Raw genomic sequence first — 18,360 nt, 5'->3', positions numbered from 1 at the left:
CCCCATGGCGAACGAAGAGAAGCTGCGTGACTACCTGACCCGGGTGACCGCCGACCTGCACCAGGCCCGGCGCCGGTTGCGGGAGAACGAGGAAGCCCGGAACGAGCCGATCGCCGTGGTCGGCATCGGCTGCCGACTGCCCGGGGGCGTGCACTCGGCGGCGGACCTGTGGCGGCTGGTGGCCGAGGGTCGGGACGCGATCGGCGGCTTCCCCACCGACCGTGGCTGGGACCTGGACGGCCTCTACGACGCGGACCCGGACGCGGTCGGCAGGACGTACACCCGACAGGGCGGATTCCTCTACGACGCGGCCGAGTTCGACGCGGCCTTCTTCGGCGTCTCGCCGCGCGAGGCGCTGGCCGCCGACCCGCAGCAGCGGCTGCTCCTGGAAACCGCCTGGGAGGCGCTGGAGGACGCCGGGATCGACCCGGCGGCGGTCCGCGGCTCGGCCACCGGAGTCTTCGCCGGCGTGATCGCGCAGGAGTACACGCCGCGCCTGTACAAGTCCACGCCCGACCGGGTCGACGGCTACGTGCTGACCGGCGGCACCACCAGTGTCGCGTCGGGGCGGATCTCGTACACCTTCGGCTTCGAGGGCCCGGCGGTGACCGTGGACACCGCGTGCTCGTCCTCGCTGGTCGCGCTGCATCTGGCGGCGCAGTCGCTGCGCGGCGGGGAGTGCGATCTCGCCCTCGCGGGCGGGGCCACCGTGATGGCCTCGCCCGGGATGTTCGTCGAGTTCGCCCGCCAGCGCGGACTGTCCGCCGACGGCCGCTGCAAGGCGTTCGCCGGCGCCGCCGACGGCACCGGCTGGGCGGAGGGCGTCGGCCTGCTCGTCCTGGAACGGCTCTCGGACGCCCGCCGAGCCGGCCGGCGGGTGCTGGCGGTCCTTCGGGGCAGCGCGGTCAACCAGGACGGCACCAGCAGTCAACTCACCGCCCCCAACGGCCCGTCGCAGCAGCGGGTGATCCGCAGGGCGCTCGCCAACGCCGGCCTGACCCCCGCCGACGTGGACGCGGTCGAGGCGCACGGCACCGGCACCCGGCTGGGCGACCCGATCGAGGCCCAGGCCCTGCTGGCCACCTACGGCCGGGACCGGGCGCCGGAACGGCCGTTGTGGTTGGGCTCGTTGAAGTCCAACATCGGCCACGCGCAGGCCGCCGCGGGAGTGGCCGGGGTGATCAAGATGATCGAGGCGCTGCGCCACGGCGTGTTGCCCGGAACGCTGCATGTGGACGAGCCGACGCCGCATGTGGACTGGTCGTCGGGCGGGGTGCGGTTGTTGACCGAGGCTCGGCCGTGGCCGGAGGTGGATCGGCCTCGGCGGGCGGCGGTGTCGGCGTTCGGGGTGAGCGGGACCAACGCACACGTGATCATCGAACTGCCGGACGAGGACCGCGAGGTCGCCGAGTCGCCGACGACCGTGTCGGCGCCGTCGATTCCGTGGGTGCTCTCCGCCAAGTCGGTACCGGCGCTGCGCGCGCAGGCGGCTCGACTGATCGATGTGCCCGGCGCGGCCGAGGTCGGCCTCTCCCTCGTCTCCGCACGCTCGGTCTTCGGCGAGCGCGCCGTCGTCCTGGGCGCGGATCGTGCGGAACTGGCGGACGGACTCGCCGCGTTGGCGCGCGGCGAGCAGACCCCGACCGTGGTCACCGGGACGGCGGGCGCACCCGGCCGCACCGTCTTCGTCTTCCCCGGCCAGGGCTCGCAGTGGACCGGCATGGCCGCCGACCTGTACGCGGAGGCACCGGTCTTCGCGGCCCGCTTCGACGAGTGCGCCAAGGCCGTCGAACCGCACCTGGACTGGTCGTTGGTCGACGTGCTGACCGGGGTCGCGGGTGCGCCGTCGTTGGATCGGGTGGATGTGGTCCAGCCGGTGCTCTGGGCGGTGTTGGTGTCGTTGGCCGAGGTCTGGCGGGCGTACGGGGTCGTTCCGGACGCGCTCGTCGGGCACTCCCAGGGCGAGATCGCGGCGGCCGTGGTGGCGGGCGGGTTGTCCCTGGAGGACGGCGCCGCGGTCGTCGCCCTGCGCAGCCGGGCGATCCTGGCGCTGTCCGGGCGGGGCGGGATGGCGTCGGTGGCGTTGTCCGAGCCGGTGGTGCGTGAGCGGATCGCGGCGTGGGGTGGGCGGATCTCGGTTGCGGCGGTGAACGGTCCGGGGCAGGTGGTGGTGTCCGGGGAGCCTGATGCGTTGGCCGAGTTGGTGGCCGTGGTGACCGACGAGGGTGGTCGGGCGCGGTTGATTCCGGTGGATTACGCGTCGCATTCGGCGCAGGTGGAGGAGATCCGGGGCCGGATCGTGGCGGATCTGGCCGGGATCGTGCCGGTTTCGGGGTCGGTGCCGGTGTGGTCGACGGTGACCGGGGACTGGTTGGACACCGCCGGGATGGACGCCGACTACTGGGCGACGAACCTGCGCGAGACCGTGCGGTTCGAGGACGCGGTGCGCGGGCTGGCCGAGTCCGGACACGGCGTGTTCGTCGAGGTGAGCCCGCATCCCGTGCTGACCGCCGCGATCCAGGACACCCTGGAGGCGGCCGGCGCGGTCGACCCGGTCGTGGTCGGCACGCTGCGCCGGGAGCAGGGCGATCTGCTCCGGCTGCACACCTCGCTGGCCGAGGCCTTCGTGCGTGGGGTGCCGGTGTCGTGGGAGGCGGCGTTCGCGTTCGCCGAGGGCACCCTGCCGCGGGTTTCGCTGCCCACCTACGCCTTCCAGCGCGAGCGGTTCTGGCTGGACACCGGCGAGCACACCGAACCGGTGGAGGCCGCGGCGGACTCGGCCTTCTGGGAACTCGTCGAGGGTGGCGATCCGGCGGGGCTGTCCGCCGCTCTCGGAGACGTGGACGGTGATCTCGCCGAGCCGTTGGGCGCGGTACTCCCGGCCCTGTCGTCCTGGTGGGAGCGGCGGCGGTCCGGCGCGGTGACCCGGTCCTGGCGACACCGGATCGTATGGCGTCCCGTGGCGGATGCCGGGCGGTCGCGGCCGGGCGGGATCTGGCTGCTCGCGGTGCCGGACGACGCGGAAGCCGCGCCCTGGGCCACGTGGTTCGGCGATGCGCTCGCGGCGGCCGGTGCCCGGGTGTTGCCGCTGGCCGTGGCGCGGGAGGACGCGGATCGCGGAGTGTTGCGGGACCGGCTGACGGACGCGGTCGCGGCGGCGGACGGACCCGTCGCCGGGATCGTGTCGTTGCTCGCCCTGGCCGAGGGCCCGGTGACCGGCTTCGCCGCGGTGCCGTGGGGTGCGGCGGCGACGCTGGCGCTGGTCCAGGGCCTGGGGGACGCGGGTGTGGTCGCCCCGGTGTGGGCCGTGACCGACGGTGCGGTGTCGATCGGTGCCGAGGACCCGGTACGGGTGCCCGAACAGGCCCAGGTATGGGGCTTCGGCGGGATCGCCGCGGCCGAACTCCCGGACCTGTGGGGCGGCTTGATCGACCTCCCGGAGCGGATCCCGACCGCGGCGGCGGCCGACCGACTGGTCGCCGTGCTCTCCGGGGCCACCGGTGAGACCGAGATCGCGCTGCGGGGCACGGCGCTCTGGGCGCGCAGGCTGGTCCGGGCCGCGCCGACCACCGGCCCGGAACCGACGCCCTGGCAGCCCACGGGGACCGTGCTCGTCACCGGCGGCACCGGGGCGCTGGGCGGGCATGCGGCCCGCTGGGCGGCCGAACGCGGCGCGCCGCACGTGTTGTTGGTGAGCAGGTCCGGGGCGCACGCCCCGGGAGCGGCGGCGCTCGCGGCCGAGGTGGGCGCGTTCGGTGCCCGGGTCTCCTTCGCCGCGTGCGACGTCGGCGATCGTGCGGCGCTGGCCGACGTACTCGCCGGCATCCCGGCCGACCTGCCGCTGACCGCCGTCGTGCATACCGCCGCGGTGCTCGACGACGCGGTGATTGCCGATCTGACCCTCGATCAACTCGACCGCGTGTTGCGGGTCAAGGTGGAGGGCGCTCGACACCTGGACGAACTCACCCGCGATCTCGACCTGTCGGCGTTCGTGCTGTTCTCCTCGCTCGCGGGCATCTGCGGTGTGCCGGGACAGGGCAACTACGCGCCGGGCAACGCCCATCTGGACGCGCTGGCGGCCCGCCGTCGGGCCGCGGGACTGCCCGCGACGGCGATCTCGTGGGGCCACTGGGCCGGCGGCGGCATCGCCGCGCCCGAGGTGGAGGAACGGCTCGGGCGCCAGGGATTGCGCATGCTCGATCCCGAACTCGCCATCCGGGTGCTGGGCCAGGTCCTCGACGCCGGCGACAGCCACCTGACGGTCTGCGACATCGACTGGGACGTGCTGTTCCGCGATCGCCGCGCCCCGCTGGTCGGCGAACTGCTCGACGCGACCGGCGGCGGCACCGGTGCCCGCCCGGCCGCGCTCGACGCCCCGACCGTCGACGGCTTCGCCGCCCGACTCGCCGCGCTCGGTGCGGCCGACCGTCCGCGCTTCCTCGTGGAGGCGGTGCGGGCCCAGGCCGCCGTCGTCCAGGGGCACGCGAGCCCCGCCGCCGTGGATGCGGCAAAGCCCCTCCGGGATCAGGGATTCGACTCGCTGACCTCGGTGGAACTGCGCAATCGGCTGTCCGCCGAGACCGGGCTGAAACTGCCCGCGACGCTGGTCTTCGACTACCCGACCCCGAACGCGCTCGCCGAGTTCCTGCGCGGCGAACTGCTGGGCGGGGTCGAGGCGGTCGACGTGGTCGAGGCGGCCTCCGGGGTGGACACCACCGACGATCCCGTGGTGATCGTCGGGATGGCCTGCCGGTTGCCCGGCGGGGTGGCCTCGCCCGCCGATCTGTGGCACCTGGTGACGGCCGGGACGGACGCGGTGGGCGGCCTGCCCACCGACCGGGGCTGGGACGTCGAGGGGCTGTACGACCCCGATCCGGACCGGGCCGGCACGTCGTACACCCGCAACGGCGCCTTCCTGCCGGACGCGACCGAGTTCGACGGCGCCTTCTTCGGCATCTCGCCGCGCGAGGCGCTGGCGATGGACCCGCAGCAGCGGCTGCTCCTGGAGACCTCGTGGGAGGCGCTGGAGCGGGCCGGGATCGACCCGGACACGCTGCGCGGCAGCCGGACCGGGGTGTTCGCCGGCCTGGCCGGCCAGGACTACCTGCGCGACCTGACCGAGACCCCGGAGGGCCTGGAGGGCTACCTGGGCACCGGCAACGCGGGCAGCGTCGCCTCGGGTCGGATCTCGTACACCCTCGGCTTCGAGGGCCCGGCGGTGACGGTGGACACCGCGTGCTCGTCGTCGCTGGTGGCGCTGCACCTGGCGGCCGGGTCGCTGCGCTCGGGCGAGAGCGATCTCGCGCTGGCCGGCGGGGTCGCGGTGATGGCCTCGCCGAACATGCTCGTGGAATTCTCCCGGCAGCGCGCCCTGTCCGTCGACGGCAGGTGCAAGGCGTTCGCCGGCGCGGCCGACGGCACGGGCTGGGCCGAGGGGGTCGGGCTCGTGGTGTTGCAGCGGTTGTCGGACGCGCGGCGCGAGGGTCGTCGGGTGCTCGCCGTGCTGCGTGGCTCGGCGGTGAACCAGGACGGTGCGTCGAACGGGTTGACGGCGCCGAACGGTCCCTCGCAGCAGCGGGTGATCCGGGCGGCGTTGGCCGATGCCGGATTGTCCGCCGGTGGTGTGGACGTGGTGGAGGCGCACGGGACCGGGACGACGTTGGGCGACCCGATCGAGGCGCAGGCGTTGTTGGCCACCTACGGCCGGGGCCGGGACGAGGACCGGCCGTTGTGGCTGGGCTCGTTGAAGTCCAACATCGGGCACGCCCAGGCCGCCGCCGGGGTGGCCGGGGTGATCAAGATGGTGGAGGCCCTGCGGCACGGTGTGTTGCCGAAGACGCTGCACGTGGACGAGCCGACGCCGCACGTGGACTGGTCCTCGGGCGGCGTGCGGCTGCTGACCGAGGCCCGCGCCTGGCCGGAGGTGGATCGGCCCCGGCGGGCGGCGGTGTCCGCCTTCGGGGTGAGTGGGACCAACGCGCACGTGATCCTCGAATCGTCCCCGCAGGAGAGCGAACCGGCCGACGAACGACCGGCCGTCGACGACGTGTTCCCGTGGGTGTTGTCGGCCCGGACACCCGACGCGCTGCGGGCGCAGGCCGCCCGGGCGCGGGGCGTGCTCGACGAGAACCCGGTGGACGTGGCGTTCTCGCTGGTCGCCTCGCGGGCGTCGTTCGTGGAGCGTGCGGTACTGGTCGGCGCGGCGGATCGAGCGGCGAGCCTGGAGGCGCTGGCCCGGGGTGATCACCCGACGGGTGTGGTGACCGGGACGGCCGGGCCGGTCGGCAAGACCGTGTTCGTGTTCCCGGGGCAGGGCTCGCAGTGGACCGGTATGGCCGCGGAACTCCTGGACGAGTCGCCCGTGTTCGCGGCCCGGTTCGCCGAGTGCGCGACCGCGCTCGCGGAGTTCGTCGACTGGTCGCCGGTGGAGGTGTTGACCGGGGTCGCGGGTGCGCCGTCGTTGGATCGGGTGGATGTGGTCCAGCCGGTGCTCTGGGCGGTGTTGGTGTCGTTGGCCGAGGTGTGGCGGGCGTACGGGGTCGTCCCGGACGCGCTCGTCGGGCACTCGCAGGGCGAGATCGCGGCCGCGGTGGTGGCCGGCGGATTGTCGCTGCGCGACGGTGCGCGGGTGGTGGCGCTGCGGAGTCGGGCGATCGGGGCGCTGTCCGGTCGCGGCGGGATGGCCTCGGTGGCCGAGCCGCTCGTGGCGGTGCGCGAGCGCATCGCGGCGTGGGACGGGCGGATCTCGGTCGCGGCGGTGAACGGTCCCGGGCAGGTGGTGGTGTCCGGCGAGCCCGACGCGTTGGCCGAGTTGGTGGCGGCGGTGACCGAGGAGGACGGCCGGGCCCGGCTGATCCCGGTGGATTACGCGTCGCATTCGGCGCAGGTGGAGGAGATACGCGCCCGGATCGTCGACGATTTGGCCGGGCTGGCGCCGGTTTCCGGGACGATTCCGCTCTGGTCGACGGTCACCGGGGGGTGGTTGGACACGGCGGAGATGGACGGCGCGTACTGGGCGACCAACCTGCGCGAGACCGTGCGCTTCGAGGAGGCGGTTCGGGGTCTCGCCGCCGCCGGGCACGGGGTGTTCGTCGAGGCGAGTCCGCATCCCGTGCTGACCGCCGCGATCGAGGCCACCCTCGACGAGGTCGGCGTGGAAGACCCGGTCGTGGTCGGCACGTTGCGGCGCGATCAGGGTGGCGCGGAGCGCCTGCACACCTCGCTTGCCGAGGCGTTCGTGCGCGGGGTCGCGGTGGACTGGACGGCCGGCTTCGCCGGGGTGCGGGCACGGGTGGTCGAGTTGCCGACCTACCCGTTCGAACGCAGGCGGTACTGGATTCGGGACGCCGCGCAGGGTGCCTCGGCGACCGGTTCGGCGTCGGGTTCGGCGTCGATCGACGCCGCGTTCTGGGACCTGGTGGAGCGTGGCGACCGGGTCGAACTGGCGGCGGCGCTGGGGACGGACGCCTCGGCCGAGTCGGTGGGCGAGGTATTGCCCGCGTTGTCGTCGTGGTGGGACCGGCGGCGCTCGGACGCCACGATCGACGCGTGGCGGCACCGCGTCGTCTGGCGTCCGGTCGGCGATGCCGGGCCCGGCAGGCTCGCCGGCACCTGGCTGCTCCCGGTCCCGGAGACGGAGGCGGCGACGGCCTGGGCGGAGTTCCTGACGGCGGTCCTGACGGCCGCCGGGGCCCGGGTGGAGCCGATCCCGGTGGCGCGCGGCGCGGGCGAACGGGCGGCGCTGCGGGGCCTGGTGACGGGACCGCGCGGGCCGATCGCCGGCGTGCTCTCGTTGTTGGCGCTCGCCGACGGCACGGCGCCCGGGTTCGACGCGGTGCCGTGGGGCTCGGCGGCCACAGTGGCGCTGGTCCAGGCGCTGGACGATGCCGGGGTGTCGGCGCCGCTGTGGGTGGCGACCGACGGCGCGGTGTCGATCGACGCGCGGGATCCGGTACGGGTGCCCGAGCAGGCGCAGGTGTGGGGCTTCGGCGGGGTCGTCGCGGCGGAGAGTCCCGGGTCGTGGGGCGGCCTGATCGATCTGCCGGGCGAGTACCCGACCGGGGACGCCGCGGCACCGGTGTGGGCCCGACTGACGGCCGTGCTGGCCGGGGCGGCGGACGAGAAGGAGGTGGCGGTTCGGGCGAGCGGGCTTCGGGGCCGCCGACTCGTGCGCGCGCCGCGCGGCGCGGCACGGCCGACCGGAACCTGGCGGCCGTCCGGCACGGTCTTGATCACCGGAGGCACCGGCGCGCTCGGTGGACACGTGGCCCGCTGGGTGGCCGGACGCGGCGCCGAACACGTGCTGTTGGTCAGTCGCAGCGGCGCGGACGCGCCCGGAGCGGCACGTCTCGCGGAGGAGATCACCGCGCTCGGCGCCACGGTCTCGTTCGCCGCGTGCGACGTGGCCGATCGAGCCGCGCTGTCGGCCGTACTGGACCGGGTCCCGGAACCGTTCCCGCTGACTGCGGTGCTGCACGCGGCGGCGATCCTGGACGACGCGGTGATCGGGGACCTGACTCCGGAGCAGCAGCAGCGGGTGTCGCGGGTCAAGGTGGACGGCGCCCGGCACCTGGACGAACTCACCCGCGATCTCGACCTGTCGGCATTCGTGCTGTTCTCCTCGGTGGCCGGCATCTGCGGAGTTGCCGGGCAGGGCAACTACGCGCCGGGCAACGCCTATCTGGACGCGCTGGCGGCCCGCCGCCGGCAGGCCGGGCGGGCCGCCACCTCGGTGTCCTGGGGACACTGGGCCGGCGGCGGGATCGCCGCGCCGGAGATCGAGGAACGACTGGGCAGGCAGGGCCTGACCATGCTGGACCCGGTCCGCGCGGCGGAGGCGCTCGGACACGTCCTCGACGCCGACGAGAGCCACCTGACGGTCTGCGACATCGACTGGGACGTGCTGTTCCGGGACCGCCCGCACCCGCTGGTCGCCGAGCTGCTTCGGGCGCCGGCGGCCCGAGCGGCCGCGACGCACGGCGCCACCGCCGGTGCCGACACGCCCGCGAGCAGGCTGACCGCGCTGCTCGCCGAACTCCCCGAGGAGCAGCGCCGACCACACCTGGTCGACCTGGTCCGGACCCGGGCGGCGATCGTGCACGGGCACGCGTCCGCCGCCTCGGTCGAGGCCGGGAAGCCGTTCCGGGACCAGGGATTCGACTCGCTGACCGCGGTCGAACTGCGCAACCGGCTGACCGCCGAGACCGGGCTGAAGTTGCCCGCGACGCTGGTCTTCGACCATCCGACCCCGAACGCGCTCGCCGAGTTCCTGCACGGCGAACTCGTCCCGCGGACGATCCCGGACGCCGAGACCGTGCGGGCCGAGATCGACCGCCTGGAGGCGCTGCTCGCCCAGGCGGCCGGCGACCCGGCCGCCGATCCGGCCGAACACGCGGCCTCGGCGGAGCGGTTGACCACGATCGCCGCCCGCTGGGCCGCGGCCGCGGCGCCCGCCACCGCGCCCGACGGGCCCGAAGTCGGCGCGATCGACGAGGAGATCGACGCCGCCACCGACGCCGAACTCATCGAATTCATCGGCAAGCAGTTCGGCATCTCCTGATCCGCCGGTATTCCCCGACCCGCCGGTGGCTCCCGACCGGCCGGTCCACGCGAAAGGCACAACCACCATGAGCGACCAGCAGATCCGCCACCTGCTCAAGCGGCTGACCGTCGAACTGCACGACACGCAGGCCCGGCTGGAGGAGGCGCGCAACCCGACGCCCGAGCCGATCGCGATCGTCTCGGCGGCCTGCCGGCTGCCCGGCGGCGCGGAATCCCCCGAGGAGCTGTGGCGCATCCTGGCCGAAGGCATCGACGTGGTCGGCGACTTCCCCGCCGATCGTGGCTGGGACGTCGAGGAGTTGTACGATCCCGACCCCGACCGGCCGGGGAAGTCGTACACGCGCCAGGGCGCGTTCCTGCCCGACATCGCGGGCTTCGACGCCGAGTTCTTCGGCATCTCGCCGCGCGAGGCGCTGGCCACCGACCCGCAACACCGGCTCCTCCTGGAGACCGCGTGGGAACTGTTCGAGCGGGCCGGCATCGACCCCACCACCCTCGCCGGCAGCCGCACGGGGGTCTTCGCCGGCCTCAACGGCCAGGACTACGCGGCCCGGTTGAGCCGGGTGCCCGACGAGGTCGGCGGCTACATCGGCAACGGCAACGCGGCCAGCGTCGCGTCCGGCCGCATCGCCTACTCGTTCGGTTTCGAGGGCCCGGCCGTCACGGTGGACACCGCGTGCTCCTCCTCGCTGGTCGCGCTGCACCTGGCGGCCCACTCGCTGCGCGGCGGCGAATGCGATCTCGCGCTGGCCGGCGGGGTGACGCTGATGGCGTCGCCGCTGGGCTTCGTCGAGTTCTCCCGACAGCGCGGGCTGGCCGCCGACGGGCGCTGCAAGGCGTTCGCCGGCGCCGCCGACGGCACCGGCTGGTCCGAGGGCACCGGCCTGGTCCTGGTCGAACGGCTCGCGGACGCCCGCCGCCTGGGCCACCGGGTCCTCGCGGTGCTGCGCGGCAGCGCGGTCAACCAGGACGGCGCGTCCAACGGCCTGACCGCGCCCAACGGGCCCTCGCAGCAGCGGGTGATCCGCCAGGCGCTGCGCGACGCCCGGCTGAGCGCCGCCGACGTCGACGCGGTCGAGGCACACGGCACCGGTACCACCCTGGGCGACCCGATCGAGGCGCAGGCGCTGATCGCGACCTACGGCCGGGACCGGCCCGAGGACCGACCGCTGTGGATCGGCTCGGCCAAGTCCAACATCGGACACACCCAGGCCGCCGCCGGGATCGTCGGCGTGATCAAGATGATCGAGGCGATGCGGCACGGCGTACTGCCCAGGACGCTGCACATCGACGAACCGACCCCGCACGTGGACTGGTCGGCGGGCGCGGTCCGGCTGCTCACCGAGGCCCGGGCGTGGCCGGAGACCGGCCGGCCCCGGCGGGTCGGGATCTCGGCGTTCGGCGCGAGCGGGACCAACGCACACCTGATCCTCGAACAACCCGAGGCCGCCGATCGAGGTCTGCCGGCCGCACCGGGGGAGGCGGGTGCGCGGCGACCGTCCTCCGCGACGCCCTGGCTGCTCACCGCCAGGACCCCGACCGCATTGCGCGCCCAGGCGGCCCGACTGGCGGCGCATGTGCGCGGCGCGGCGCTCAAGAGCGCCGACGTGCTCGACGTCGGCTACTCGTTGGCCACCGCCCGGACCCGGTTCGACGAGCGGGCGATCGTGGTCGCCGACGACCCGGCGGGATTGTTGACCGGGCTCGACGCGCTCGCGGCCGACGCACCGGCCGCCGGCCTTGTGCGCGGCGGTGCGGGCGGATCGGGGCCACTGGCCTACCTGTTCACCGGCCAGGGCAGCCAGCGCGTCGGCATGGGCCGCGAACTGCACGATACCCACCCCGTGTTCGCCGCCGCCTTCGACGAGGTCGCAGCGGCGCTCGACGCCGAACTGACCGGGCACGTCCCGTACCCGCTGCGCGACGTGGTGTTCGGCCTGGTCGAGGACGCGGCCGAACAACTCGACCGGACCGTGTACGCGCAACCGGCGCTGTTCGCGATCGAGGTGGCGCTGTACCGGTTGTACGCGTCCTGGGGCCTGCGGCCGGACTTCGTCACCGGACACTCGCTCGGCGAACTGACCGCCGCACATGTCGCGGACGTACTCACCCTCCCCGACGCCGCGACCCTGGTCGCCGCCCGGGCTCGGTTGATGCAGGCGATGCCCACGACCGGCGCGATGGTCGCCGTCCAGGCCACCGAGGAGGAGGTCGCCGCCGCGCTGACCGGTCGCGAGGCCGAGGTGGCGGTGGCGGCGATCAACGGGCCACGCTCGATCGTGGTGTCCGGGGCCGCCGACGCGACGCTCGCGGTCGCCGCCGACTTCGCCGCGCGGGGCCGCAAGACCAAACGACTGCGGGTCAGCCACGCGTTCCACTCGCCGCTGATGGGCGGGATGCTCGACGAGTTCGGTCGGATCGCGGCCGGCCTGACCCACCACGCGCCGCGCATCCCGGTGATCTCCAACCTCACCGGTCGACCCGCCGACGCCGAGCGACCGCTCGACGCCGCGCACTGGGTGGCACACGTTCGGCAGGCGGTGCGCTTCCGGGACGTGATCACCCACCTGGCCGACGCGGGCGTGACCACCTACCTGGAACTGGGACCCGACGGGGTACTGACCGCGATGGCCCAGGACAGCCTGGCCGACGCGGGCGAGGCCGGGGACGCACCGGCGGCGGCGACCGAGGCGCCGGGCGTACCGGCGTTCGCCGCCGCGCTGCGCCGGGACCGGCCGGAGGCCGAGACCGCACTGCTCGCCTTCGGCACCGCCCACGTGCACGGCGCGGCCGTGGACTGGCCGGCGTGGTACGCCGATTCCGGCGCCCGTCGGGTGGACCTGCCCACATATGCCTTCCAACACCGGCGGTTCTGGATCGACCAGCCCGCGATCGGCGCCGACGACGCGTCCGGGCTCGGGCTCGGCGCGGCCGATCACCCCCTCCTCGCCGCCTCGTTGCGGGTGGCGGGCGGTGCGGCCGACGGCGGTGCCGAGACGGTGGTGCTGACCGGGCGGTTGTCCCTGCGCAGTCATCCGTGGCTGGCCGGGCACGTGGTCTTCGGATCGGTCCTGGTGCCCGGAACGGCCTTCGTGGAGGCGGCGATCCGGGCCGGGGACGAGGTCGGCCTGGATACCGTCGAGGAGTTGGTGATCGAGGCGCCGCTGATCCTGCGCGAGCGCGACGCGGTACAGCTTCAGGTGGTCGTCGGGGCCCATGAGTCCGCCGACCGTCGGCCGATCGCGGTGTACGCGCGACCGGCCGACGCCGACGCGGACGCGTCCTGGACCCGGCACGCGGTGGGCTTCCTGAGCGGGTCGGAGGGCACGCGGCAGGCCGTCGACGCCCCGACCCGGTCCGGTGACGCCGGGGCGTGGCCACCCGCCGGCGCGAGCCCGATCGACGTTGCGGGGGCGTACGCGGTCCTGGCCGAGGCGGGCATCGACTACGGCCCGGCCTTCCGCGGTCTGCGCGCCGCCTGGCGGCTCGGCGGCGAGATCCTGGCCGAGGCCGCGCTGCCGGCCGACGAACACCGGGACGCGGCCCGATTCGGTATCCACCCGGCCCTGCTCGACGCCGCGCTGCACATCGCCTCGGTGCGGAGCCTGGCCGACTCGGACGCGGCCGAGGGGCGCCGATTGCCGTTCGCCTGGAACGGGGTGCGGCTGCACGCGTCCGGTGCGACCGAGCTGCGGATCCGGATCGGCTCGACCGGCCCGGGCGGGCTGACCTTCGTGGCCGCCGACGGCAACGGCACGCCGGTGGTCTCGATCGAGTCCCTGGCCACCCGGGTGGTGACGGCGGATCAGTTGGAGGGAGCCCGAACGCCGGAGCACGACGCGCTGTTCGAGGTGGAGTGGGTCGAGGGGGCGGCGCCGTTCGGGGAGCCGGGCGAGGACCGCGGGGAGTTCGGCGCCGGCGCGGTGGTCGTGGCGGTGCCACCCACGGAGCAGGACGCGTCGGCTGCGGCCCATCGGGAGACCGTGCGGGTGCTGGAGGTCCTGCGGTCGGAGGCCGAACGGATCGTGGTGCTCACGCGCGGCGCGTTCGCGGTGACCGCGGGCGAGGACCCCGATCCGGCCGCCGCCGCGGTCGCCGGTCTGGTGCGATCGGCGCAGGCCGAACAGCCCGGCCGGATCGTACTGATCGACCACGACGGGGAGCCGGCCTCGGAGGCCGCGCTCGGCGCGGCCTCCACGCACGGGCGCGACGCCGACGAACCGCAACTGGCCGTGCGTGGCGGGGCCTGGTACGTACCGAGGTTGCGCCGGATCGAGTCGGCGCCGGTCGGTTCGGTGCCGGTCGGTTCGGCGGAGGTCGGCGACGTGCGCGGCTGGGATCCGGACGGGACCGTCCTGGTGACCGGCGGTGTGGGGGTGCTCGGCGCCCTGGTCGCCCGTCACCTCGTGACCGAACACGGCATGCGGCGACTGCTGTTGACCGGCCGACGCGGCCTCGACACACCGGGGGCGGCCGATCTGGCGGCCGAACTCACCGCACTCGGCGCGGAGGTCGTCGTCGCGGCGGCCGACGTGGCCGACCGGGACCGGGTGGCCGCACTGGTCGCGAGTGTGCCGGCGGCCTATCCGCTCACCGCCGTGGTGCACGCGGCGGGCGTGATCGACGACGGCGTGGTCGACGCGCTCACGCCCGAGCGGCTGGCGGCGGTACTGCGGCCCAAGGTCGACGCCGGATGGCACCTGCACGAGTTGACCCGGCATCAGGACCTGGCGGGCTTCGTGCTGTTCTCCTCGGTGGCCGGTGTGCTCGGCGGGCCCGGGCAGGGCAACTACGCGGCGGCCAACGGCTTCCTGGACGCGCTCGCGCTGCACCGGCGGGCGCTCGGGCTGCCGGCGGTGTCGTTGGCGTGGGGGATGTGGGCCGAGGCCGGCGGGATGACCGCCGGGTTGGCGGAGGCGGACCGGCGCCGTGCGGCCCGGGCCGGTATCCGGCCGCTGGCCACCGCGGACGGACTGCGCCTGTTCGATCATGTGGTGCGACCACGAGGTGGAGCCGACGGGCCGGACTCGGCGGTGCCGATTCCGGCGCCGCTGGACCTGGCCGGTCTGCGGGCCCGGCCGGACGCGGTACCGGCGCTCCTGCGCGGCCTGGTCCGGCCGAGCCGACGCGTCGCCACGGCGGCGGCCCGGTCGGCGGGCGGCGCCGCGTCGACCGCCCGACTGGCCGGCCTGAGTCCGGCCGACCAACAGCGCGAACTGCTCGACCTGGTCCGCGCCGAGGTCGCGGGCGTACTCGGCGCCGACCCCGAAACGCTCGGTGCACGACGTGCGTTCGGCGAGGTGGGCATGGACTCGCTCACGGCGGTCGAGCTGCGCAACCGGCTGGGCGCGAGCACTGGCCTGCGACTGCCCGCGACGCTGGTCTTCGACCACCCGACCCCGGCCGCCCTCGCCGAGTTCCTGCGCGGCGAGCTGCTGGGGGAGGCGGTGGGAGTGCCCGAGTCGACCCCGGCCGTGACCACACCCGTATCGGGTGCCGACGATCCCATCGTGATCGTCGGCACCGCCTGCCGGCTGCCGGGGGGTGTCTCGTCCGCCGACGACCTGTGGCGGCTGGTGGCGTCCGGTACCGACGCGGTGGGGGCGTTCCCCGAGGATCGTGGGTGGGACGTCGAGGACCTGTTCGACCCGGATCCGGAGGCGGCCGGCAAGTCGTACACCCGGCACGGCGGATTCCTCTACGACGCCGCCGAGTTCGACGCGGGCTTCTTCGAGATCTCGCCCCGGGAGGCGTTGGCCACCGACCCGCAGCAGCGGCTGCTCCTGGAGACCACCTGGGAGGTGATCGAGCGGGCCGGGATCGACCCGACCACGCTGCGCGGCAGCCGGACGGGTGTGTTCGCCGGGGTGATGTACCACGACTACGCGCCGCACCCCGGCAACGTCCCGGCAGCCCTGGAGGGTTACGTCGGCAACGGCAACGCGGGCAGTGTCGCGTCGGGCCGGATCTCGTACTCGTTCGGCTTCGAGGGCCCGGCCGTCACGATCGACACGGCGTGCTCGTCGTCCCTGGTCACGCTGCACCTGGCCGCACAGTCGTTGCGGCTGGGCGAGAGCGACCTGGCGGTCGCGGGCGGGGTGGCGGTGATGGCGTCCCCGGGTGCGTTCACCGAGTTCTCCCGCCAGCGCGGACTGTCCGTGGACGGCCGCTGCAAGGCGTTCGCCGGCGCGGCGGACGGCGTCGGCTGGGCCGAGGGCGTCGGATTGGTGCTCCTCGAACGGCTGTCGGACGCGCGACGCAACGGGCATCGGGTACTGGCGGTGGTGCGCGGCAGTGCGGTCAACCAGGACGGTGCGTCCAACGGCCTGACCGCGCCGAACGGTCCGGCGCAGCAGCGGGTGATCCGGGCGGCGTTGGCGAACGCGGGCGTGCCGGCGGCCGAGGTGGACGTGGTGGAGGCGCATGGCACCGGGACGACGTTGGGTGATCCGATCGAGGCGCAGGCGTTGTTGGCGACGTATGGGCGGGATCGGTCGGTGGATCGGCCGTTGTGGTTGGGGTCGTTGAAGTCGAACATCGGTCATGCGCAGGCTGCCGCGGGGGTGGCCGGGGTGATCAAGATGGTGGAGGCGTTGCGGCACGGGGTGTTGCCTCGGACGTTGCACGTGGACGAGCCGACGCCGCATGTGGACTGGTCGTCGGGCGGGGTACGGCTGCTGACCGAGGCCCGCCCCTGGCCGGAGACCGGGCGCCCGCGCCGGGCCGGAGTCTCGTCCTTCGGGGTCAGCGGGACCAACGCACACGTGATCCTGGAGCAGGCCCCGACGGACGCCGAGCCCGAGACCGCCGAACCACACCGCGATCCCGACGTGGTCCTTCCGTGGCTGATCTCGGCCAAGCGGGCACCGGCCCTGCGCGGCCAGGCCGCTCGGCTGATCGACACGCAGGCCGGGACCGACCTCGATCCGGTGGACGTCGGCGCGGCGCTGCTCACTTCGCGCGCGGCCCTGGAGGAGCGCGCCGTGCTGATCGGCGCCTCGGACACGCTGCCCGACGAACTGGGCGCGCTGGCCCGGGGCGACTCCGCCGCCGGTGTGGTGACCGGGTCCGCGACGGGCACCCTCGGTCGGGTCGTGTTCGTGTTTCCGGGTCAGGGTTCGCAGTGGGTCGGTATGGCGGCGGAACTCCATGGCCAGTCTGCGGTGTTCGCGTCGCGGTTCGGTGAGTGCGCGAAGGCGTTGGAGTCGTTCGTGGACTGGTCGGCGGTGGATGTGTTGACCGGTGTCGAGGGTGCGCCGTCGTTGGATCGGGTGGATGTGGTCCAGCCGGTGTTGTGGGCGGTGTTGGTGTCGCTGGCGGAGGTGTGGCGGTCCTTCGGTGTGACGCCGGATGCGGTGGTGGGGCATTCGCAGGGTGAGATCGCGGCGGCGGTGGTGGCGGGCGGGTTGTCGCTGGACGACGGTGCGCGGGTGGTGGCGTTGCGGAGTCGGGCGATCGTGGCGCTGTCGGGGCGGGGCGGGATGGCGTCGGTGGCGGAGCCGGTGGAGGTGCTTCGGGAGCGTCTTTCGGCCTGGGGTGGGCGGATCTCGGTGGCGGCGGTGAATGGTCCGGGGCAGGTGGTGGTGTCCGGGGAGGCGGACGCGTTGGCCGAGTTGGTGGCCGTGGTGACCGACGAGGGTGGTCGGGCGCGGTTGATTCCGGTGGATTACGCGTCGCATTCGGCGCAGGTGGAGGAGATCCGGGGCCGGATCGTGGCGGATCTGGCCCGGATCGTGCCGGTTTCGGGGTCGGTGCCGCTGTGGTCGACGGTGACCGGGGACTGGTTGGACACCGCCGGGATGGATGCCGAGTACTGGGCGACGAACCTGCGCGAGACCGTGCGCTTCGAGGAGGCGGTACGCGGGCTGGCCGAGTCCGGACACGGCGTGTTCGTCGAGACGAGCCCGCACCCCGTGCTGGTGGCGGCGATCCAGGAGACCCTGGAGGCCACGACGTCGGGCCGCTCCCTGGTGGTCGGTACGTTGCGTCGCGATCAGGGTGGCGTGCGGCGCCTGTACACCTCGCTGGCCGAGGCGTGGGTGCGCGGGGTGGAGGTCGACTGGAGCGTGGCCTATGCGGGATTCCGGGCCCGGCCGGTCGAGCTGCCGACCTACGCCTTCCAGCACGAACGCTTCTGGCTGGACGGGAGCCGAACGGCGGCGGGTGGAGGTACGAGCGCGATCGGGCTGCCGGGCGCGGCCGAATCGGGTGCCGACCCTGCGGCCGGCCCGGTACTCCCGGGGCGCCTCGTCGGTCTGGCCGGCACCGAACGGGTCGCTGCCGTACTGGAGTTCGTGCGGTCCGAAACGGCGGTCGTGCTCGCGCACGGGAACGCGGCCTCGGTCGAGCCCGAACGTGCCTTCCGCGAACTCGGGTTCGACTCGTTGACCGCCGTGGAGCTGCGCAACCGGCTGAACACCGGCTCGGGTCTGGAGCTCCCGGCCACGTTGATCTTCGACTACCCCACCCCGGCCGATGTCGCCGAATTCCTCGCCGAGCGGCTTTCCGCCGCCGATCCCGGCCTGCCCCTGCCCGACGCGCTGGCCGAACTCGACCGGCTGGACGCCGTGTTGACCGCCGATCTCGGCGACTCCGGCGGGCGGTTGGCGATCATCGAGCGGCTGCGGGTGCTGGCCGCCAAGTGGGACGGCCCGGCACCCGGCTCGGCGTCCGCCGACCCGGACGAGATCGATCTGGACAGTGCCACCGACGAGGAACTGTTCGGCCTGCTCGACGGCAACGTCGAATCCTTCTGATCCCCGGACCGACCGACCACCCCAGGCCCCACCATCATTCAGG

General features: G+C 74.3%; 1 protein-coding gene and 1 pseudogene. Both read left to right on the top strand.

Annotation, left to right across the window (positions count from 1 at the left end; genetic code table 11):
• Positions 1–4 precede the first annotated feature (4 nt).
• Positions 5–9,559, top strand: a complete 9,555-nt coding sequence (locus EMA17_RS34840; protein ID WP_126641166.1) for a type I polyketide synthase — start codon at positions 5–7, stop codon at positions 9,557–9,559.
• Between the two features lie 163 nt (positions 9,560–9,722).
• Positions 9,723–18,056: pseudogene (locus tag EMA17_RS34835) on the top strand (type I polyketide synthase); the annotation flags it as partial.
• Between the last annotated feature and the right edge of the window lie 304 nt (positions 18,057–18,360).

The organism is Embleya hyalina (assembly GCF_003967355.1).
GTDB classification, from domain to species: Bacteria; Actinomycetota; Actinomycetes; order Streptomycetales; family Streptomycetaceae; genus Embleya; species Embleya hyalina.
Note: the sequence above shows the minus strand (reverse complement) of the source record. Positions and strands in the feature narration are given on the sequence as shown.